We start from the raw sequence: 19,130 nt of genomic DNA on the forward strand, positions 1-19,130 counted from the left end.
GTGGTCCCACGAGATCCTGGAGAGAAAGAGACGGGTATGTCTACAGTCGCGAAGACGTGGCAGCCGATGCTACAACTACTCGAACAGTTCGAGTTTTGGCCCGTACATGCACAGCCAGGTCGATGGCGTGTATTCGGATCGTCACTGTCGCTGATCATCGGAGGCTTCGGGATGCTCGTCTGGGCGACGAGCCGTGACTCGATTCATGCCGGAATCCTCGGGCTTCTCACACCCCTCGTGTCTGCGGCACTCATTCTGCTTGGAACGTGTCTCTTCGCGTGGTCGATTCCGAGTCCTTGGTTCGCCAGAATCTCCGCTGCGTTGGACCGATTCTCGTGGAATTTCACGCTGACGCTCTCGATCCTTTCGACGGCTTGTCTCTTCATGCTCTCCGCAGTGGCTATCGCGGGGTCGATGACGAATCAACTGGGCAGAGAAGATCTGTTGCTCTCCGCAGTGCTGGCCACCGCATTGGCCTTTGGGGTCTTCGGCCTTGGAGGAAGTACCATTCGAATAGGCCTCAGCTCTCACCGCGCTCGCATTCGCAATGCTGTCTGGGCACGCTGGTCGGCTTCCATAGCCCTCATCTGCCTCACTGCCGTGCTGGCTTCCTTCTTACCCCCGGGCGTGGATCTGATTGCGATCACGCTTCCCGCGACGTTGGCAATTCTGGGTTCTCACTATCAACGCGCGCGGAGCTTCGACGACGAGGTCAGGTCCTTTATGGCCACGGCCAATAACATTCGACAAGCTGGATTCATTGCCGCCCGCACCCCGGAAGACCCGGCTGCCGTGGCGAAATTGTACGACCATATTCGTGATCTCCAGCTGACACTGGTCTCGCGACCTCGGGTGTCGGCCCCTGCCTTGACGGCGCACGGATTTGTTGCTTTGTGCTCGATAGCGGACTCTCGTGCCACCGGCCGGGACCTTGGGCAACTGAAGTTGACGGGAGCAGAGCGAAACAAGATGGCTCTCACGGTATTCGGATTGAGCGATTCTGACTTCGCGATGGGAACTGCTCAGATCTTCGACGGCCTCCTCCAGCAAACTGCCAAGGGATTGGCACCCTCGATAGCCAAAACCAGTCCTCTGCTCAAGGACGTCCTCGAGGCCACAGCGCTTCCACGACCTGTTCCCATCGATCGCTCAGAGCCTTCCGCCGAGAGTAAGTCTCCGCAGCGTGGCTTCCGGAGACTGTTTAAGACGCACAGTCGCGGTAGTCAATGTCAGGAACCGGCGAGCATGTCCAGGACCATCGGTTTGACCTTCGAGCCGTAGAGCTCGATCGAGTCCATCATGTACTCGTGGGGCAGGTGTCCGTTCCCGTACTTCATGCCGAAGCGGCCGGCGTCAAGCGTCCGGATGCTCCGGGTCACCTTGCGCGCCACCGTCTCCGGGGAGCCGAGGTGCAGGGCCCCATGGGTGATCTCTTGACGAAACTGAGTGGGAGTCGGGGCGGGCCAGCCGCGCTCGGCACCCATCTTGGTCATGGAGGCCTCCCAGTACGAGTAGTACCGTTCGGCTGCCTCCTCGTCGGTGGCTGCAACGAAGCCGTGGGAGTGGAGGGCCACCCGGCGCGGATCGAAGCCACGGGCCTCGATCTCGCGGCGGTAGAGCTGCGCGAAGGGCCTGAACCGGTCCGGGGTGCCGCCGATGATCGCCAGCTCCAGTCCCAGCCCGTAGGTGGCCGCGCGCACCACCGAGGTCGGGGTGCCACCCACCGCCACCCAGGCGGGCAGGCCGAACTCGTGAGCCGTCGTCGGGAACACCGACTGGCGCTGCAGGGCGGCCCGGGTGTTGCCCTGCCAGGTCACCGGCTTCTCGGTGCGCAGGCGGGCGAAGAGGTCCAGTTTCTCCTCATAGAGCATCTCGTAATCGGAGAGCTCATAGCCGAACAGCGGGAAGGACTCGATGAAGGAGCCACGGCCCAGCGAAACCTCGGCGCGGCCGTTCGAGACGGCATCCAGGGTGGCGAAACGCTGGTACACGCGGACCGGGTCATCCGAGGACAGCACGGTGACGGCCGAGATGAGCTTGAGGTGCTCGGTTTGTCCGGCGATCGCGGACAGGACCATCTCCGGCGAGGACACCGCGAAGTCGGGGCGGTGGTGTTCGCCGATGCCGATGACGTCCACACCGGCCTGGTCTGCCATGACGGCCTCGGCCACGACGTTGCGGAGGACCTCGGGGTGCTCGAGCCGCTGACCGTCGAGGCCCTGCGTGACATCGCCGAAAGTGTGCAGGCCGAACTCGACCGTGCCGGCCGGCACGGAGTCGGCGCGCTCGGTGGACGGATTGGGCCGCGGGGCGGCGAGCGCCGCAGGCTGCGCTGTGGGTTGGGCGGCAGGACTGGGCGCGGGTTGTTGCTGGGGGCTGGGGTTCTCGGTCACATCAGGGTGAACACTGGACCTGACCAGTTACATTCCTTGAGATTTGTACTTCTTTTCGGGCGGCCCTCCATAGAGCCGGGAGTTGCCGTGGCGATCCCGGACAGGATTGCCACGGCAACTCCCGACTCGATGGCCGGACACGGACTACGGCAGGGGGAACGAGCCGGTGCCGAAGAGGATTCGCCGCGCCAGCGCCTGGCCCGGCGGCGTCCTCAACACGGTGAAGGCGCTCGAGGCGAGGGCCGGCGTGCGCAGGCCGTCCAGGCCCTTGCGCAGGAGCAGCCGCTTGCGGAAGCGGGCCCTCAAGGCACGGCCGTCATAGGCCTGCAGCTTGGCAGCGCGGCCGGACCTGAGGGCGGCGTCCAGGATCTCGGCGGCATGCCCGGACAGCCGCAGGCACGGATCGAGGCCTCCGGCGGTGAGCGGGGACACCGCACCGGCGGCGTCGCCGACGAGCAGGCCGGCCGGGGAGGCGATCCGGGGCAGCACTCCGCCCACGGGGATCGGCCCGGCGCGCTTCTCCACCTGATCCGGCCTCTCCACGCCCTCCAGCCCCGGAGCCCGCTCGCGGAACGAGCGCAGGGCGCTGTACAGACCCTTCGGGAAGCGATGGGCATGACCCGCCGTGCCCACGTGAACGTGTTCGCCGTCCCGCAGTACCCAGGCGAGGTAGCCGGGGGCCAGCCTCGGATCGATCACGCAGTGGAAGGCGGGGTCCGAGCCGTCGGGACGATCGGCGAAGACCTCCTCGGCCCCGACCAGCAGGTGGCGGTTGCGGCTCAGCCCCAGCTCCCGTGCCACCCTGGACCGAGCGCCATCGGCGCCGACCACGAAGCGGGCGCGGACCAGGAGGGGGCCCGCGGCGTCCTCGAGGAGATAGACGCCCTCCCGCTGACCGGTGAAGCGGGTGGCCAGCCGCAAGTCGACGCCGGCGCGCACGGCATCCTGGGCCGCCGCCACATAGAGCGGCCCCATGTCCCCGACGCGGTACTCATCGCGGTCGCTGGTCAGCTCCACCGGGCCCGTCAGCCCGGGCGGGTAGAGCACCATGCGGCGGATGGCCGGCCCCAGATGCTCCTCCGGGAGCGCGAAGTCCTCGAGGGTCCGGCGCACGAAGATGCCCGTGGTCCGGACGGTACCCGTCAGCGTGGACCGCCGCTCCGCCAGCATTACCTGGCGTCCGGAGCGTGCTAGCTGGGTGGCGCAGTGCAGTCCAGCCAGGCCCGCCCCGACCACCAGGACGTCCACGTCGGCGTTCCGCTCACTCGCCACCAGCGCCACCCACCTTGCGTTCCCTGCGGTCTTCGTGGTCGCCACGATCACGGTCGCCCTCCAGGGCCTCCTGCCCAGAATCCTCCCAGCGCAGGAGGTCACCGGGCTGGCAGTCCAGCACGCGGCACAAGGCCGCCAGTGTGGTGAACCGGACGGCCTTGGCCCGGCCGTTCTTCAACACGGCCAGGTTCGCCGGGGTGATCCCGACGGCCTCCGCCAGTTCGCCGGCCGACATCTTCCGGCGGGCCATCATCACGTCCACGTCCACGATGATCGGCATCAGATCACGTCCGAGAGCTCGTCCTCGAGCCGCCTGGCCTGGGTGTCACGCTCCACGGCCTGGGCCAGCAGCCGCCGGGCGACGTTCACGGTCAGGGCCGCCGCGAATGCCAGCAGCGCGGCCCCGCCGATCAGCAAAACCAGTCCGGGGGCGGCCGTTCCCTCGCTCAGGACCACGCCGATCACCACCAGGAGGACACCGCCGGCCGCCACGGCGCCGGTGATGACGTCGACATAACGGAACGCGGAACGGGAGAAGATCCGGCCGCGCAGCACCAGCGTCAACAGGCGCCAGATGCAGACCCCCACCACCTGGAGGCAGGCCACGCCCAGGGCCAGGGCGGCAATCAAAGGGATGGCGTAGGCCATGGAGACGCCCTCGAGGTCGATCCACAGCAACGGCAGGATCACCGCCAGGACGACCAGCGAGCCGGTGGCGGCCAGGATCAGCATGGTCCGCAGGATGACCACGAGAGACCGGGGGACGGGAGCGGGCATGACGAACCTCCATCGATTGCGTTTCGATGTCAATCTATCGCTAAACGATAGCCATGGCAATCGGCAGCTCAACGGTGAACACCGTGCGCCCCGGTGCCGACTCCACCGAGACTTCGCCACCGTGGGCATGAGCCACGGAACGGACGATGGACAGTCCCAGCCCCGTGGACCCCTCCATCCCGGTTCGGGCCGCATCGCCGCGGACGAAGCGGTCGAACAGCCCGTCTTGCAGCTCCGGTTCGATGCCGGGTCCGTCGTCCTCGACGGTCAGCACCGCGGTTCCGCCACCGGCCCCTCTGCCTCCGCCGCCAGGAGCAACTGCGTTGGGACCGGGCCCGACGCCGGCCGGGCCCTCCGCGTCCAACCGCACGGACACCGTGGTCCCGGCGGGGGTGTGCTTGCGCGAGTTAGAGAGGAGGTTGGCCACCAGTTGTGCCAGCTGGCGACCGTCTCCTGCCACGACCACCGACGCTTCCGGCACGTCCACCTCCCAGTGGTGGTCCCGGCCGGCGGCGGTGGCGTCCATGACGGCGTCCACCACCACCTCGCCGAAGTCGACCTCGCCTCCAGCCCGTTCCTCGCGGTCATCCCGTCCGTCCTGGCCGGCATCCAGCCGCGCCAGCAGTAACAGGTCCTCCACCAGCGAGCCCATCCGGTCAGCCTGGGTGAGCACCCGGCCCACCGATTCCCTTCCCCGCTCGGTCAGCGGCTCGGTCAGGCTCACCATCTCGGCATAGCCGCGCACGGCGGCCAGCGGAGTGCGCAGTTCGTGGGAGGCGTCCGCCACGAAGGTCCGCAGCCGCCGCTCGGAGCGGTTGCGCTGTTCGAAGGCCCCGTCCACGGAGTCCACCAGCCGGTTCAGGGCATGCCCGACGTCTCCGACCTCATCCCCCGGTTGAGCCAGGTCAGCTCGGACCCGGTATTGCGCCAGGGAGACGTCACCGGAACCCATGGGCACCTCCGCCATACGGACCGCCGCCCGTGAGACCTCCGCGAGGGGGCGCAGCAACCTCCGGATCCACCACCAACCGGCGACGCCGGCCACCACCAGGGCGGCCAGCGAACCGACGACCTGGACCCCGGCGAGGGTCGCCTTGGTCCCGTCCACCTCGGCGGTGGGCAAGCCCGCGACCGCCACGGCCGGCAAGACTTGCCCGGTGCCAGAGACGGCGTCCACCGCCTGGGCCTTCACCAGGTAGCGGCCGGCTTCCAGTTCCACGGTCCGGGTCACACCCTCTACAGCGGGATCTGCGGCAGTGGGATCGGCAGCGCGTGCCTCCTCGACGACGACCGACAGGACCTGCACATCGGCGTCGGACAGCTCCACCGACTGCCCGTCCGCATCCAGTCTGTCAGCGCTCAACACGGTGTCACCGACTGCCACGAGGGCCAGCATCCCCGCCGGTTGGCCCGGGGCCTCCAGCGGGCTGCGGTCGGACTCACCCCGGGGAGCGTCGCCCTCGTTCGGCTCGTTCGGCTGTGCATCCGCTGGCCCCGGGGACAGTCCCTCGGGGCCACCCAGGAACGTCAACGACCGTTCCCAGGCTTGGTCCACGCGTTGTTCCAGCTGGGCATCCACCGTCCGCCCGCTCAGCACCAAGGAAGTCACCGTGAAGGCAGCCAGCACGATGGCCAGCAGCACCACGACCCCGAGCATGGTCCGTAGCGCCAGGCTGGCCCGGCGGTCAGCACCAGTACCGGCGGTCCGTGGCGAGGCCACCGTGGGAGCGGGACGGCCGGCGTCGGCCCCGGGTGTGGGGGCTTGGCGGGGACGGGGTGACACGGTCATTCAGGCCGGCCGGATCACGTAGCCGGCACCGCGCACGGTGTGGATCATGGGGACGCGGCCGGCATCGATCCGCTTGCGCAGGTAGGAAATGTACAGTTCCACGATGTTCGCCTGCCCGCCGAAGTCGTAGTCCCACACGTGGTCCAGGATCTGAGCCTTGGACAACACGGCTCGCGGGTTCTCCATGAGGTACTGCAGCAGGTTGAACTGGGTGGTGGTGAGTTCGATCGCCTCACCCCCCCGGCTGACCTCGCGGGTGCGGACGTTCAGACTCAGGTCCCCGACCACGAGTTCGTCGGCGTCCAGTGCCATGACACCGGTGCGCTGGACAAGCCGGTGCAGTCGGATCAGGACCTCTTCGAGCGAGAACGGCTTGGTGACGTAATCGTCGCCACCCGCCGCCAGCCCACGGATTCGATCATCCACAGAATCCCGGGCCGTGAGCATCAGGGCGGGAATCCCCGGACGGAAAGACCGTACCTTGGCCAGTACCTCGATTCCGTCCAGTTCCGGCAGCATCCAGTCCAACACCAGCACGTCGGGGACAAAACCCCGAGCGGCCTCGACGGCGGCCCGGCCGGCATGCGCCACCCGGACCTCCCAGCCACACAGGGAGAGACCCATGGAGACCAGATCCGCGAGCATCGGCTCGTCATCCACCACGAGGGCCCGGACCGGCGATCCGTCCGGATGGGCCAGTTGAGGCAGCACCTCGCGCAAGGCGGACAGGGAGGTGGCCGGGGTCGGGTTCATAGGGTACATGGTTCCAGTACAGGGCATCATCCTGTCGCAGCAACGTGCTGAAGCTGTGCTGAACCTGTGAAGTCTGTGCCGTCCACGATCACCAGGCCGGTGCGCCGCCCGGGCCACCGCCCGGCGCGCCACCCATGTCACCCGCCATGCCGCCGCCCATCCCGGCCGAATACTCCCCCGCCGTCACGGTCGCCAGTGCCGTGGCGCCGTCGGTGGTCATCGAACCGTCCAGGGTCTGCCCGGCGGCCACCCCGGCCTCGGCCCCGGAATCCGCGGTGCCGTACACGGTGTACTCGGCGCCGTCCTCGATCCCGGAAGTCGAGAGGACCAGGTTCTCGGCGGACTTCACCGTGGTGAAGGCCGCCACCACGGCGCCCTCGGCATCCGCCACCACCAGCGTGGTCCCGGCCTCGACCGCCTCGGGGACGGTGACCTGCAACCCGCCCTGAGTGGAGGCCTCGCCCAGGCCCTGCGCCATGCCGGCGCTGCCGGCGGCCGCCAGGGTGCCCCCGGTCACCGTGAGGTCACCGGCCACGTCGATCGAGCCGTTACCGTTGCCTTCCGGACCGTTGACCACCACGGTGCCCCCGGAGATCTCCGCGCTCCCGTTCGAGTCCAGACCGTCGCCCTCGGCGGTGACCGTCAGCGCGCCGCCGGTGACGGTGACGCTCTGCCCACCGGCCGCCTCCATGCCCCCGCCCGGGAAGCCGCCCGCAGCCGCAGCCGCCGCAGAGTCCTCGGTGGCCGCGCCGGAGTCCTCTGTGGTCGTGTCGGCCGTGGAGTCCGCCGTGGCCAGTTCCCCGGAGGCGTTGAGGCCGTCGTCCGAGGAGGTCACGTCGATCGCGCCACCGGAGACGACAATCACGTAGGCCTCCAGGCCTTCGGTCGACTCGGTCACGGTGACCTCGCCGTCCCGGACGGTCAGGGTGGACTCGGCCTTGACGCCATCGTCACCCGCGGAGACCTGGAGGCTGCCGCCATAGACGGTCAGCCAGCCGCGGTCGGACTCCTCGGCATTGGAGGACTTCACCCCATCCTGCGCGGCCGTGACGGCCACGGTGCCGGAGAGCAGGGCCACGTAGTCCTTCCCCACGATCCCGTCGTCGGCCGCCTGGACCGTGACGTCCGCCCCGTCGATCACCAGGCCGTCGTTGCCGTGGATCGCGTCGAGGTGGTTGCCCTGCACGGCCAGGGACCCGGATCCGGCGATCGTCAGGTCCGCGCGTGAGTACAGGGCCGCGTCCGCGGCGTCCTCCGAGGTGTCCTCGTAGGTCTCCGCATCGGTCAGGGAGTTCGCGCTGCCCTCGGCCAGCAGGAGGGTCACCTCATCCGCGGAGTCGACCCGCAGCGCCGAGCCCGTGGCGGAGGTGATGGCCGCACCGTCGAGGATGACCCGCACGGCATCCTCCGCACCGGAGGCCACCACCACGGTGCCCTGCAAGTCACCGGAGAGGCGGTAGGTGCCGGATCCGGAGATCGTCAGGACCGCTTCCCCCTCCTCCGCTGCGACAGACACGGTGTCCGCAGCGGCGCCGGTCGCACTCGCCCCGGTGCCCTCCAGGGCCACCTCGGTGACCTCATCCTCGGCATAGCTCGTGTCATCCGCGTCGTAGTGCGTCGCTTCGGCGATCTCCTCCGTGGCCCCCGCGCTCGTCCACTCCGCGATCCCGGCGCTTTCGGCGCCACCGGAGGCTACGCCGTCGGACGTCTCGGACGTCTCGGACATCTCGGACGAGGCCGAGGTGCCGGTGGCCGCGCAGCCGGCGAGCATCAGGGCCGCACTCAGCGTGAGCGCTGTGGCCCGGAGCGCCGCGGGGCGCCGCCGGCGGGGATGCTGGGCGGCAGGGGATAGGTTGGCAGGGGGCTGGCTGGCAGGGAGCTGGGTGGTCATGGGCGCAGTCCTTTGCGGTCGAGGTCGGTGTGGTGTGCGTCAGCGGTGAGGGGTTCGTTCGGCGCGGCGGGCGCCACCGGGAGGTCCCGGTGCAGCGTGCGGTGCCAGCGGTGGTGCGGCAGGTCCGGGTGCAGCAGGGCCTGCCCGGCGCAGTACTTGGAGACGGCCACGGGCCGGATCCCGCGGCGCCAGAGCCAGCGGTCCGCGGCGGTCGGGTGGCCCGCGGACTTGGTCTCCACGACGAGCCGTCGGGACAGCCGGAGCGCTCCCCCCACGTCCGCCGAGTGGTCCGACGGCTGATCCGCGAATGCCGGAGTCCACAGCAGGTCGCGGTCCAGGGTCAGCCGGGTCCCCAGGCCGGGCAGCAGCAGGGTGGTGCGCCGGTAGAAGGTGTGCAGGACCGGGCGCAGCGGACCTCCGACCGTCCGCCCGAGTCGTTCGGCCACGAAGCTGAGCCCCTCGCCGCCCAGCGTCCCGTCCTCGAGGCCCCAGGGGACGCGGTGCTTGACGGTCTGCCCGGAGGCGGATTTGGTCTTCACCTCGAGGAAGCGGTCGCCGGTGTCCGGGTACCGGCGGGTGCGTACCTTGAAACGATGCCGGTGCCGGCGCGCGGCCATCCGGTACGCCTCCAGCGCAGGGGTGTCGTAGTACGTCGAGTCGTAGGGGCTCTCGGTGGTGCCGGCCACCTCGAGGGCCATGGCCTGCCCGACGCCGGCCCGGCCCGTCCCGGCCCACAGCACCAGGTCTGTGGCCACCGGGGCGGGAACGATGTACTTGCGGTCGTGCCGCACCTGCAGCGCCGCCTGCAGGTTCATGGACTCCAGGTCGAGGGTGGGCAGGGTGGCCACGGCGGCGGAGAACGGGTCGGTCATCGTGTGGCCACCGTGACCGGGCTGGGGGTGGTCCCTGCCGGGGCAGGGGCGGGGAGGACCGCGGGCGCCACGGGGCCGGCGTCGGGCCTCCGGTGGGTGGACCGCTGGCCGGCGCGCGGGACCCGGTAGGTGACGTCCACGACCGTGAGGTCCCGGATCTGGTCCGTCTCGACCACGGTCATCCGCTGGGGTTCGGCTCCCAGCAAGTCCCAGAGGTGGTCCGTGAGCTCCTGCTCCCCGGTGACGGCGCGGTCCACGACGATCCGCTGGCGCCGGGCGCCGCCCATGAAGCGGGGGTGGTCAACGACCGCCAGGACCAGCACGGGCAGGGCCATCAGCGCGGCGGCCAGCCAGGCCGGCTGCACGCCCAGCCCGGCGATCAGGCCGAGGGCCAGGGACGAGAAGAAGTAGGCCACATCATGCTGCTCCAGCTCGGTGGAGCGCAGCCGGATGATGGACAGCACCCCGAACAGGCCGAGGCCGACCCCGAGTGACGCGGTGGTGGAGACCCCGGCCAGGGCGGCGGCCACCGCGAGGACACCCACGTTGGCGCCCAGGAAGGACACCACGAGGTCCTTGCGTCCGTGGCGGCTGCGGTAGAGGCCGAGGACCAGCACGCCGATGGCCAGCAGGTCGGCTGCGATATAGAGGAGGGACGGCATCGCGCTCCCTTTCCGTTCAGGGGATGTTGAGATGATGTTCACCCTGGATGCCGACTCTGTGCCGCAGCTGTGCCGGCCGCTGGTCCGCCCTGTGCGTTCGCCCGTGTGTTCGGCCTGCACAGCGCCGTCACAGGAAGGGCACACGTGACGCAGAGGCCGCGGTGGTGGTGTGTTGACGCATCGAGAACCGCCCGATCCCCAGGAGCACGCCATGACCGGCACCGACCCGAACACCCCCGAACCGTCCGACCGGCCCCCGGGCACAGGCCCCACCGGCACAGCCCACCCGGACACCGCCCCGCTGACCGTGCTCTCGGCCGATGCCGCCGCGGACACCACCCACCGGCGTGCCCGGGAGAACCCCCGCCGCATCCGCTGGTCCGTGGCGGGGTTGGCCGTCGCCGGGCTGATGGTGGCCGGCGGCATCGGCGGCGTAGTGGCCGACTCCGTCAGCACCGGCACTCCCCCGTCCGCCGCCTCCTCGCCGGCCAGCGGCAACGGCTCCTCGTCGGAGGAGTCCGCAGCGGACGGGTTCTCGGCACAGACCGTCGCTGATCCCGCCACGCTGGCCGAGACCCTGGACCACGTCCACGAGGGCATCACGGTGCCCGAACAGGACAGCTCCTCAGGCGATTCGAGCGGTGGCCAGGCCAGCGGGCTGGACAGCGGCATCGGCGGGGAGCGCTCCGAGAGCCCGGACAGGTACTCCTTCGGCGGTCCCGATGCCTCCTCCGGTGGCACCCAGGGTGCCACGGGTACCCAGGTGGACGCCGGCGTCGAGGTCCAGGACGCCCCGGGCACGCTCCTGGTCGAGACCGAGACCTCCTTCGGGGAGGGAGCGGGAACCGGGATGGTGCTGAGTGCGGACGGGCTCGCCCTGACGAACTACCACGTGGTGGACGGATCCTCCGAGGTGGAGGTGACCGTGGCAGACACGGGTGAGACCTACACGGCCAGCGTGGTGGGCCGGGACGCCACCCATGACGTGGCGGTGCTGCAGCTGCAGGATGCCTCGGGGCTGGACACCATGAGCGTCGACTCCTCCGGCGTGGACCCCGGGGAGGGCGTGGCCGCCGTGGGCAACGGCTCCGGCCAGGGCTACCTGACCGCCGTCTCCGGCACGGTGACCGGCGTGGACCGGTCGATCTCCGCGGAGAGCCTGGGGGACACCGAGGACCTCACCGGGCTGATCGAGACGGACGCGGACGTGGTCCCCGGATACTCCGGCGGGCCGTTGGTGGACGAGGACGGCCAGGTCGTCGGCATGAGCACGGCAGCCTCCACCGGGCAGACCTCCGAGCAGGTCAACGGCTTCGCCATCGGGATCACCGAGGCTCTGGGCATCGCGGACCAGATCGTGGCCGGCACCGAGTCGGACAGCGTGCAGGTCGGCGCCTCCGGGGCACTCGGGGTCACCGTGACGGATGCCGCCGCCGCGGCACAGGCGGAGTACGCGGATCCGCGCTCGCGGGGTTCGCGGGAGGGTGGCACCGACTCCGCAACCTCCGGCGCGCTCGTGGTGGAGGTCGCCCCGGGATCCGCGGCCGAGTCGGCGGGCCTGGTGGCCGGTGACACCGTGACGGCCCTGGACGGCACGGAGGTGGCCGATTCCTCCGAGCTCTCCGATCAGGTCAGCGCACTGGACCCGGGCGACTCCGTGAGCCTGATCTGGACGGACGCCGACGGTGCCGAGCACACCGCCACCCTGGACCTGGGCGAGAGCACCGTCAATTGAGACCGGCACCACCACGTTGAGTCTGGAGGGATTCACCGGAAACCGGTTCCCCGGCGTGAATCCCTCCAGACACAACTCCAGCCGCATCAGGCCTCCGTCAGCACCCCGCGCAACGTGGGCCGGGACGCGGTGACGCCCAGGCGGACGAGCACCACGCCGAGCACCAGCACGGCGGCCACCAGGCCCATGGACAGGGGGCTGAAGATCACGGCAGCACCGATCACGGGCAGGGTCGTCACCACGGCGGCCACCAGGGTGAACACCAGCACGATCCACAGGGGGCCCATCACCGAACGCCGGCGGATGGCCTCCATGCTCGACTCCGTCATCCCGAGCCGGCCCAGCCCCCGGTACATGTCCGCGCGGTCAAGCACCTGCGCGGCCTGGGTGATGCCCACGGAGCAGGCGGTCAGCACGAAGGCGATGAGCATGGTCAGCAGCACCCCGGTGCGCAGGTCGGCCGTCAGCATCAGGTCCTCCTGGCGCAGGTCCCCGGACGCAAGCGAGTCCGCCAGGCCCATGCCCGCGCCCCCGACCACACCGATGTACACGGTCACCGCCAGCCCGCCGATCTGCCGCCAGGCCTGCTGCGGGGACTCGAGCACATTGCGGGCGGCCACCAGCTTCTCGGCGGTGTCCGCGCGGCGCCAGGTCCGGCGCGTCACCACGCCTACCAGCCAGGGACCGATGAAGTGCAGGGCGATCATCGGCAGGCTGAAGCCGATGAGCAGGATGATCAACAGCACCATCATGTTCGCTGCCCCGAAGGCGTTGAGCACCACCTGCGCCAGCGCCAGGCCCGCCACGGCCAGCACCACCCGGACCCAGTGGACCTTCGATGCCTCCTGGCGGGTACGCACCCCGAGCGGGGTGATCTCGATCCGCCGCAGCCCGGCCATCGAACTTGCGGCGGCCATCACTAGGAGGGCGCCGAGCACGGCGAAGAGCCAGCCGGTGCCAAGCCACATCCCCTCCAGCCCAATCGGCCGCCCCGCGAACGGGATCAGCCCCACGAGTGGCATGAACACGAGGTAGCCGACCACCCCGAGCAGCAGTCCGGCCGCGGCCAGCACGACGGACTCGACGACGGCCAAGGTGCGCACCATGCCCGTCCCGGCACCCAGCAGGCGCAGGGAGGACAGGCGTTCGTCCCGGCGCCGGGCGAGGAGTTTGGCCGCGGATCCTGCCAGGCCGGCCATCGGGAACACGAGCAGCATCAGCGCGAAGACGGAGAGCATCAGGTAGAGGCCGGCCAGGTCTCCCTCGATCGTCCAGAACGAGGCGGCGCCCCCGGCCACGAGCAGGGCCAGCGTGCCGACGATCGCAAACGCGGTGACCGGCAGCCCCCAGACCTGGCGGTCGGCGAACAGCTTGCCCAGGAACAGCTGCAGCACGGCGGCGGTTCCACGGGACGGTCCGCGGCCCGCGGTCGACGGCGGCCGGCCGGGGAGCGCTGCGAGGCGACCGGCCGGCGTCGTGCCCGGCTGATCCCGGTCGCCCAGCGGAGCGGAACCCATGTAAGGCCCGGAGGGGGTGTGTGGGGTTGTGGTCATCGGGTGGCCTCCGTCCAGTGGGTCACCGAGCCGGCCGAGCCGGTCGGACTGACCGGGGCGCCGGAGCCGGCCGCACCAGCAGCATCGGCCACACCGGCGGCCGAGTCGGCCACGATCCGCCCGTCCTGCACGCGCACGAGGCGGGAGCAGCGGTCGGCGGTGGTCTGGTCATGGGTGACCATGACGAGGGTGCGGCCGCGGCCCACGGTGGAGTCGAGCAGGGCTCCGAGGACGGAGGCGGAGGTGGCGGAGTCGAGGGCGCCGGTGGGCTCGTCGGCGAAGACGACCTGGGGATCGGCCACCTGCGCGCGGGCGATGGCCACCCGCTGGGCCTGGCCGCCGGAGAGTTCGCCGAGACGGCGGGTCTGCATGCCGTCCAGGCCGAGGGCAGCCAGCCACTGGGCGGCGTGGGCCTCAGCGGCGGGGCGGGGCACGCCGGAGAGCAGCAGCGGCAGGGCCACGTTCTCCTGGGCGGTCAGCTCCGGCAGCAGTAGCCCGTCCTGGAACACGAATCCGAGCCGCTCACGGCGGAGCCGGGCGCGGGCCTCCTCGTTCAGGGTGGTGATCTCGGTCGGCTCGGCACCGGGCGCAGTGAACAGCACCGAGCCGGCGTCGGGCAACAGGATGCCGGAGAGCACGTGCATCAGGGTGGTCTTTCCGGAACCGGAGGGACCCATGATGGCCACGGACTCCCCGGCATGCACGGTCAGGTCCACACCGTCGAGGGCGCGGGTGGGCCCGTAGGCCTTGGTCAAGCTGCGGGCGGCGAGCAGGGGCGAGGGTCGATTCATCATGCCTCCACTGTCCCGCCGGGCACCCCCTGCCGGCATCGGACCAGGCTCTGAATCTGGGCCGCGGCGGGTCCACCTGTGGGATGACCCCGAGCGCCACCCCGATGACCACCACGTTGCCCGTTGCTTCCGTGGAACATAGCCTGCAGGAAACCAATCGCGAGGATGGTGCCATGGCCAGGACGGCCTCCTTCTCGACCGGCGGTTGCACCAAGCTGGCGGACCAGCTGACCCAGCGTGGGTTTGTCTCCCACGCCGCCTGCCCCGACGACCGCCGCGTGACGTTCCCGCCGAGTAGCCCTCCCCGATCCGGACCTGGGAGACGGCAGCTATCCCGATTCCGGCTGGGCTCGCACCGTGGTGAGGATGCCCCGGTGGTCCGTTCCAGGAAAGTCCAGCCGCGCGTAGTCCACGGGCGTCAGTCCCCTGAGCAGGACATGGTCGATGGCCGTGAAGGGCGGCACCCAGGAGCCCACCGGCCAGGTGGGTCCCGGCAGCGGGCCGGCTGCCGCCGCCGCGGGCGTGAACCCCTCCGCCAGGTCCCGGAACTGCGGGTGGGCCTGGCTCGCGTTGAAGTCCCCGGCCAGGACCAGGGGCAGGTCATCCTGGGCGGCCTGCCAGCCGTCCAGTCCGCGCAGCGTGGCGTCCCACGAGGGGACGAAGTCGTCTCCGATCGGCGGCACGGGGTGGATGCCCACCACCCGCACCGCGCCCAGCTCGGGGTGCTCGACCACCGCCACGGGCTGTTCGAAGTGGCGATGCGTGGCGAAACGCGGTAGGACCCCCTCGGACCGCAGGGGGTGGGCGGACAGGATCACCGCACCTCCCGCCGTGCCTCCTTGGGGCTCCTCCGGGATCACTTCGGTGCGGTAGGGCAGACCGTCCAGGGCCCCGAGCTCCTGCAAGGCCGTGAGCAGGTCCTCGTCGGCCTCTACGAGGACCAGCACGTCAACCCCGCCGACCCCGTCGGATCCGTGGGCTCCGCGGTCGTCACCAGCCCCGCCGGCCCCCACCGCCGCGGCCAGGGCCTCGGCGTCCACGCCCGCGTACTCGGCGTTGAGACTCAGGACGGTCAACGTGCCCGGCTCGGGGCCGGCCTCGGTCCCGGGCGGACCGAGCGGCACCACCGCCGGCAGCAGCGCCAGGACCGCCCCGGCAGCCAGCACGCCGGCGGCCCACCACTGGCGGAACACCAGCACCAGGACGGCGATCACCCCGGCCGCCACACTCAGGACGGGCACGAGCGACTGCAGGGCCGGCATGATCCACGGCCGGGTGATCGCCGGGTGGGGCAGCACCGCCAGGAGGACCGCCAGCACCACGCAGGTGACCAGGACCGCCCGGCGGAGGCGCCGCCGTCGGGAACCATGCGGTCCTGCCACCAGGGGTCTCCTCTCACCTCCGGATCCGCACACCTGCGGGCACCGGGCACCCGTGTCCGGGCACATCAGGCATCCTAGAGGTATGGATGAACCGCTTCCCGTCACAGACCCCCTGGCCCTGGAGAGCCAGATCTGTTTTGCGCTGTCCGTGGCCTCTCGAGGCGTGATCGCCGCCTACCGGCCCGTGCTCGAACCGTTGAAGCTGACCCATCCGCAGTACCTGGTGATGCTGGCGCTCTGGCAGCACGCGCCCCTGTCCCTCAAGGACCTGGCGGGGTTGCTGCACATGGAGCCGGCCACCCTGTCCCCCCTGACCAAGCGCCTAGAGGCGCTCGGCTACGTCCAGCGGGCCCGGAATCCCGACGACGGCCGCGGCCTGGCCCTGTCCCTCACCGACCAGGGCCGCAAGTTGCGCCAGCGGGCCGAACAGGTGCCGGTGGAGATGATGCGGCGGCTGCAGATGGACGAGGCCGAGTTGACGGACCTGCACCGGCTGATGACGACCCTGATGCAGCGCGTCCACCCGTGATCAGCCGGGGCCGGGACTCACGGCCCCGGCAACAGGTCAGTGGCCGGTGAACGCCAGCAACTCGGCGGGCGGCTGCTGACCAGTGTTCCGGTAACCCTGCAGGAGTTTCACGGCACGTTCCTTCTGGAGCTGCTTGCGGGGGTCCAGCGTGCCCTGGCGACTGGCCGGGCCGAACGTGCAGGAGGCGATGTAGATGAACCGCCACTGGAACCGGAACCACGCCCCCAGGCCGGTCTTGTCCCTCACCACCGAGTAGGCCTTCTGGCGTGTGGGCGTGTTCGGGCGGTGCTGTGGGCTCTGCTCGGTCATCAGGTTCCCCCTGGTTCGGAATCCACCACGGTGACAGTGGCCGAGGCCAGTCTATTTTAGTTAGCGCACTAACTGAAATCTGGATCAGGTCTTGTCCCCGGTCTCGTTCGGCCGCATGACGGGCGGTTCCTCGCCGTCCTTCAGCATGAAGTATCGGTAACCCTCCTGGAAGGGTTTCGGCGGCTGACCGTGATGGCCCTGGCCGGAGGCGTCCCAGGACTCCGTCACCCCGTTCTCACCGGACGCTCGGCGGATGGCCGGCGGCGGCTCCTCCCCCTGCTCCCGATAGGCGGCGGCCACCCGCTGGGCCCGCTCCACCCGCAGTGCCTCCCGCGGGTTCAGCCCCGCCTGCCGGCTCGCCGGGCCATAGACGTCATTGGCCGCATAGCGGATCCGCCACAGCAGGCGGTACCCGAGGGACAACCCGGTGTTGTCCTTCTCCAGCAGGTGGATCTTCTGGTTCTCGTGGATCTCTTCGTCTCGCATGGCATTCCTCCAAGGGACTGCCGATGCCGGAGCACCGGCGTACTCCCAGCCTAGGACCGCCCCTGCAGAAGGTGAACGGCTGGCCTGCCGAGTGAGGCTGCTCAGAGGGGTTTGGTGGCCCAATGGATCGCGAGCGTGCCGAACAGGTGGGTTTCGTGACCCACCCCCTCGAAGCCCGCGCCCTCGAGCAGTGTCTGGACCTGGGCAGGGGTCTTGAAGCCCCGACTGGTGGCGGAGAGGTACTCGTAGGCGTCCGGGGTGCGGGTGATCAGCCGGGAGATCCGCGGCACCACATACTTGATGTACGCCGTGGAGAACGGCTTGATGATGTTGTCCGGCGCGGGAGAGGTCTCCAGGGCGACCATCCGGCCACCGGGCTTGAGCACGCGGAACTGCTCGGCCAGCGTGGTGGGGATGTCCGCCACGTTGCGCAGCAGGTAGCCGTGGGTGACGGCATCGAAGGTGTTGTCCTCGAACGGCAGGTCCATGGCATCCGCCTCGACCCAGTCGACCTGCTCCCCGCCGGGGCGGCGCTTGCCGACCTCCATCATCTCGGGGGCGAAGTCGGCACCGGTCACCTGGGCTCCATAGCGTGAGCGCAGGACCTCTAGGGCGATATCCCCGGTGCCGGTGGCCAGGTCCAGGACCACCGGGGCGTCCGGCAGCTCGGCCTTCGCCACGGTGCGCCGGACGAAGCGCGGCTCCTGGCCCCAGGTCATGACGAGGTTCATCAGGTCATAGCGGCCGGCGATACCATCGAACATCGAGGAGACCGCGGCCCCGTGGTCCGCTGGTACCCCGCCCGCCGCCGTCGCATCGTCCGGCGACGTCTGATCGGAGAAGGGGTTCTCTGAGGCTGACTGGCGTGTGCTCACCCGCTCCACGGTAGCCGGTTCCCGCCGAGAACCTTGACGTCGTGATGGTCGACTGTGATGCTCAGAAGCACTTTCAGGAGGTGACCTGTGGAACTTCAGACGGAGAGTCAGCTCAGGTTCCAACGGCGTGAGTGGAAGGTCCAGAAGGTCGGCACCATCGTGTTGGTAGCCTTCATCCTTGCCGCCCTGATCGGGTTGCTGGGCGCCGGGCCGTTGGCCACAGCGACCCGCTCCAGTCCGAACAGTCTCGTCAGCGTGGAAGTCGATCGCATCACCCGCCTCAAGACCGAGAACAGCATGACACTGACATTCGCGCCCGAGGTGGTGGAGAACGGAACCATCACCCTCGAGCTCACCGGGCCGTGGGCCAGTGGGATCGACCTGCAGAGAATCACTCCAGAGCCGTCGGAGCAAAAGTCGATCCCGGGCGGTCTCGCCATGATCTTCCAGGCCGACCCGTCCTCCGAGACCGAGGTGACTCTTTCCATCGCCGGACAGGAATACCTTCTGCTCACGGGCCAGGCCACCGTCAATGGCGAGACCGTGACGTTCAACCAGTTCGTACTGCCCTGAGGAGGCACTGATGGATCTCGTACTTCGAGCTGCCGGGGTATACCTGCTCCTCCTCGTCGTCCTCCGCCTCACCGGCAAGCGATCCATGGCGCAGGTGACGATGTTCGACTTCATCGTCCTGCTCATCATCAGCGAGGCAGTCTCGGAGGCGCTGTTGGGTGAGGATTCCTCCCTGACGGCGGCAGCCGTCGTCGTCACCACGCTGGTCCTCCTGGAGCGGCTCTCTGACTACTTCTCCTGGCGCCTCCCCCGGTTCAAACGGGCGCTCGAGAGCGTGCCGGTCGTGCTCGTGGAGGACGGCCGCCCGCTCCAATCCATCATGGACCGGGAGCGCATCTCAGCAGAGGATGTGCTCAGCGCAGCACGATCGACTCAGGGCCTGGAATCCATGGACCAGATCAAGTGGGCCGTGCTCGAAACCTCCGGCAGCATCAGCATCGTGCCCGCCCAGCAGGGCTAGTGAGCACTCCAACCTGCAGGCTCGGGGC

At 69.7% G+C, this 19,130-nt stretch carries 20 protein-coding genes; 5 read left to right on the forward strand and 15 right to left on the reverse strand.

Annotation, left to right across the window (positions count from 1 at the left end; translation table 11 throughout):
* The first annotated feature begins 36 nt into the window (after nt 1-36).
* A complete protein-coding gene (locus C8E99_RS15790; RefSeq protein ID WP_147301226.1) occupies nt 37-1,281 on the forward strand; it encodes a hypothetical protein in 1,245 nt (414 codons plus the stop codon).
* Here the strand turns inward: C8E99_RS15790 and C8E99_RS11415 are convergent.
* From C8E99_RS11415 to C8E99_RS11455, 9 genes are all read right to left on the reverse strand, one after another.
* Complete coding sequence (locus tag C8E99_RS11415; RefSeq protein WP_245952474.1) at nt 1,230-2,273, reverse strand: LLM class flavin-dependent oxidoreductase; 1,044 nt, start codon at nt 2,271-2,273, stop codon at nt 1,230-1,232. The two genes, C8E99_RS15790 and C8E99_RS11415, sit on opposite strands and share 52 nt — an antisense overlap.
* 264 nt (nt 2,274-2,537) lie before the next feature.
* Nucleotides 2,538-3,665, reverse strand: coding sequence for an NAD(P)/FAD-dependent oxidoreductase (locus C8E99_RS11420; RefSeq protein ID WP_245952286.1), 1,128 nt, complete (start codon nt 3,663-3,665; stop codon nt 2,538-2,540).
* Nucleotides 3,655-3,945, reverse strand: coding sequence for a helix-turn-helix domain-containing protein (locus C8E99_RS11425; RefSeq protein WP_211309034.1), 291 nt, complete (start codon nt 3,943-3,945; stop codon nt 3,655-3,657). Before C8E99_RS11425 ends, C8E99_RS11420 begins: the two co-directional genes overlap by 11 nt.
* Nucleotides 3,945-4,442 carry a DUF2975 domain-containing protein gene (locus C8E99_RS11430; RefSeq protein WP_115932390.1) on the reverse strand — a complete coding sequence of 166 codons (498 nt, stop codon included), beginning with the start codon at nt 4,440-4,442 and terminating at the stop codon, nt 3,945-3,947. The genes C8E99_RS11425 and C8E99_RS11430 overlap by 1 nt, the downstream gene beginning before the upstream one ends.
* Nucleotides 4,443-4,482: 40 nt before the next feature.
* Nucleotides 4,483-6,225: a sensor histidine kinase gene (locus tag C8E99_RS11435; protein WP_170144592.1), complete on the reverse strand. Its 1,743-nt coding sequence runs from the start codon at nt 6,223-6,225 to the stop codon at nt 4,483-4,485.
* Nucleotides 6,226-6,231: 6 nt separating this feature from the next.
* Complete coding sequence (locus C8E99_RS11440) at nt 6,232-6,984, reverse strand: response regulator transcription factor (protein ID WP_115932392.1); 753 nt, start codon at nt 6,982-6,984, stop codon at nt 6,232-6,234.
* 88 nt (nt 6,985-7,072) lie between these two features.
* Nucleotides 7,073-8,875, reverse strand: coding sequence for a carbohydrate-binding domain-containing protein (locus tag C8E99_RS11445; RefSeq protein WP_115932393.1), 1,803 nt, complete (start codon nt 8,873-8,875; stop codon nt 7,073-7,075).
* Nucleotides 8,872-9,747 carry a polyphosphate polymerase domain-containing protein gene (locus C8E99_RS11450; RefSeq protein ID WP_115932394.1) on the reverse strand — a complete coding sequence of 292 codons (876 nt, stop codon included), beginning with the start codon at nt 9,745-9,747 and terminating at the stop codon, nt 8,872-8,874. The genes C8E99_RS11445 and C8E99_RS11450 overlap by 4 nt, the downstream gene beginning before the upstream one ends.
* On the reverse strand, nt 9,744-10,409 hold the full coding sequence (locus C8E99_RS11455) for a DUF4956 domain-containing protein (protein ID WP_115932395.1): 666 nt from the start codon (nt 10,407-10,409) through the stop codon (nt 9,744-9,746). The genes C8E99_RS11450 and C8E99_RS11455 overlap by 4 nt, the downstream gene beginning before the upstream one ends.
* A 211-nt stretch (nt 10,410-10,620) precedes the next feature.
* Between C8E99_RS11455 and C8E99_RS11460 the strand changes: the two genes are divergently transcribed.
* The gene (locus C8E99_RS11460) at nt 10,621-12,144 is read left to right on the forward strand and encodes a S1C family serine protease (RefSeq protein ID WP_115932396.1); all 1,524 of its coding nucleotides are present in this window, start codon (nt 10,621-10,623) and stop codon (nt 12,142-12,144) included.
* 86 nt (nt 12,145-12,230) lie between these two features.
* Here the strand turns inward: C8E99_RS11460 and C8E99_RS11465 are convergent, their stop codons facing one another.
* The 3 genes from C8E99_RS11465 to C8E99_RS15910 all read right to left on the reverse strand — a co-directional run bounded on the left by C8E99_RS11465 (nt 12,231) and on the right by C8E99_RS15910 (nt 15,870).
* Nucleotides 12,231-13,697: an ABC transporter permease family protein gene (locus C8E99_RS11465; RefSeq protein ID WP_147301227.1), complete on the reverse strand. Its 1,467-nt coding sequence runs from the start codon at nt 13,695-13,697 to the stop codon at nt 12,231-12,233.
* Nucleotides 13,694-14,491: an ABC transporter ATP-binding protein gene (locus C8E99_RS11470; protein WP_115932398.1), complete on the reverse strand. Its 798-nt coding sequence runs from the start codon at nt 14,489-14,491 to the stop codon at nt 13,694-13,696. The genes C8E99_RS11465 and C8E99_RS11470 overlap by 4 nt, the downstream gene beginning before the upstream one ends.
* A 326-nt stretch (nt 14,492-14,817) precedes the next feature.
* Nucleotides 14,818-15,870: an endonuclease/exonuclease/phosphatase family protein gene (locus C8E99_RS15910; protein WP_170144593.1), complete on the reverse strand. Its 1,053-nt coding sequence runs from the start codon at nt 15,868-15,870 to the stop codon at nt 14,818-14,820.
* An 82-nt stretch (nt 15,871-15,952) separates the two neighbouring features.
* Between C8E99_RS15910 and C8E99_RS11485 the strand changes: the two genes are divergently transcribed.
* Entirely contained in the window at nt 15,953-16,399 is a 447-nt protein-coding gene (locus C8E99_RS11485; RefSeq protein ID WP_115932400.1) for a MarR family winged helix-turn-helix transcriptional regulator, read from the forward strand.
* A 36-nt stretch (nt 16,400-16,435) separates the two neighbouring features.
* Here C8E99_RS11485 and C8E99_RS11490 read toward each other — a convergent pair whose 3' ends face one another.
* The 3 genes from C8E99_RS11490 to C8E99_RS11500 form a co-directional block, all read right to left on the reverse strand.
* Nucleotides 16,436-16,708, reverse strand: a complete 273-nt coding sequence (locus C8E99_RS11490; RefSeq protein ID WP_115932401.1) for a hypothetical protein — start codon at nt 16,706-16,708, stop codon at nt 16,436-16,438.
* Nucleotides 16,709-16,792: 84 nt separating this feature from the next.
* Complete coding sequence (locus tag C8E99_RS16065) at nt 16,793-17,194, reverse strand: hypothetical protein (protein ID WP_211309035.1); 402 nt, start codon at nt 17,192-17,194, stop codon at nt 16,793-16,795.
* Nucleotides 17,195-17,295: 101 nt separating this feature from the next.
* On the reverse strand, nt 17,296-18,069 hold the full coding sequence (locus tag C8E99_RS11500) for a ubiquinone/menaquinone biosynthesis methyltransferase (RefSeq protein WP_245952288.1): 774 nt from the start codon (nt 18,067-18,069) through the stop codon (nt 17,296-17,298).
* 87 nt (nt 18,070-18,156) lie between these two features.
* On the opposite strand from C8E99_RS11500, the gene C8E99_RS11505 reads away from it, so the two are divergent.
* Both C8E99_RS11505 and C8E99_RS11510 read left to right on the forward strand, forming a co-directional pair.
* Nucleotides 18,157-18,642, forward strand: coding sequence for a hypothetical protein (locus tag C8E99_RS11505; protein WP_115932402.1), 486 nt, complete (start codon nt 18,157-18,159; stop codon nt 18,640-18,642).
* A 10-nt stretch (nt 18,643-18,652) separates the two neighbouring features.
* The gene (locus C8E99_RS11510) at nt 18,653-19,102 is read left to right on the forward strand and encodes a DUF421 domain-containing protein (RefSeq protein WP_115932403.1); all 450 of its coding nucleotides are present in this window, start codon (nt 18,653-18,655) and stop codon (nt 19,100-19,102) included.
* Nucleotides 19,103-19,130 lie beyond the last annotated feature (28 nt).

The sequence above is a fragment of the Citricoccus muralis genome, assembly GCF_003386075.1.
Taxonomy (GTDB): Bacteria; Actinomycetota; Actinomycetes; order Actinomycetales; family Micrococcaceae; genus Citricoccus; species Citricoccus muralis.

Excerpts from the sequence above, each read along its gene's own strand:
- C8E99_RS11510 (WP_115932403.1), top strand. The coding sequence starts at position 18,653 with ATGGATCTCGTACTTCGAGCTGCCGGGGTATACCTGCTCCTCCTCGTC.
- C8E99_RS11440 (WP_115932392.1), bottom strand. The coding sequence starts at position 6,984 with ATGAACCCGACCCCGGCCACCTCCCTGTCCGCCTTGCGCGAGGTGCTG.
- C8E99_RS11450 (WP_115932394.1), bottom strand. The coding sequence starts at position 9,747 with ATGACCGACCCGTTCTCCGCCGCCGTGGCCACCCTGCCCACCCTCGAC.
- C8E99_RS11425 (WP_211309034.1), bottom strand. The coding sequence starts at position 3,945 with ATGCCGATCATCGTGGACGTGGACGTGATGATGGCCCGCCGGAAGATG.
- C8E99_RS16065 (WP_211309035.1), bottom strand. The coding sequence starts at position 17,194 with ATGCGAGACGAAGAGATCCACGAGAACCAGAAGATCCACCTGCTGGAG.
- C8E99_RS11465 (WP_147301227.1), bottom strand. The coding sequence starts at position 13,697 with ATGACCACAACCCCACACACCCCCTCCGGGCCTTACATGGGTTCCGCT.
- C8E99_RS11485 (WP_115932400.1), top strand. The coding sequence starts at position 15,953 with ATGGATGAACCGCTTCCCGTCACAGACCCCCTGGCCCTGGAGAGCCAG.
- C8E99_RS15790 (WP_147301226.1), top strand. The coding sequence starts at position 37 with ATGTCTACAGTCGCGAAGACGTGGCAGCCGATGCTACAACTACTCGAA.
- C8E99_RS11490 (WP_115932401.1), bottom strand. The coding sequence starts at position 16,708 with ATGACCGAGCAGAGCCCACAGCACCGCCCGAACACGCCCACACGCCAG.
- C8E99_RS11460 (WP_115932396.1), top strand. The coding sequence starts at position 10,621 with ATGACCGGCACCGACCCGAACACCCCCGAACCGTCCGACCGGCCCCCG.
- C8E99_RS11470 (WP_115932398.1), bottom strand. The coding sequence starts at position 14,491 with ATGATGAATCGACCCTCGCCCCTGCTCGCCGCCCGCAGCTTGACCAAG.
- C8E99_RS11430 (WP_115932390.1), bottom strand. The coding sequence starts at position 4,442 with ATGCCCGCTCCCGTCCCCCGGTCTCTCGTGGTCATCCTGCGGACCATG.
- C8E99_RS11455 (WP_115932395.1), bottom strand. The coding sequence starts at position 10,409 with ATGCCGTCCCTCCTCTATATCGCAGCCGACCTGCTGGCCATCGGCGTG.
- C8E99_RS11445 (WP_115932393.1), bottom strand. The coding sequence starts at position 8,875 with ATGACCACCCAGCTCCCTGCCAGCCAGCCCCCTGCCAACCTATCCCCT.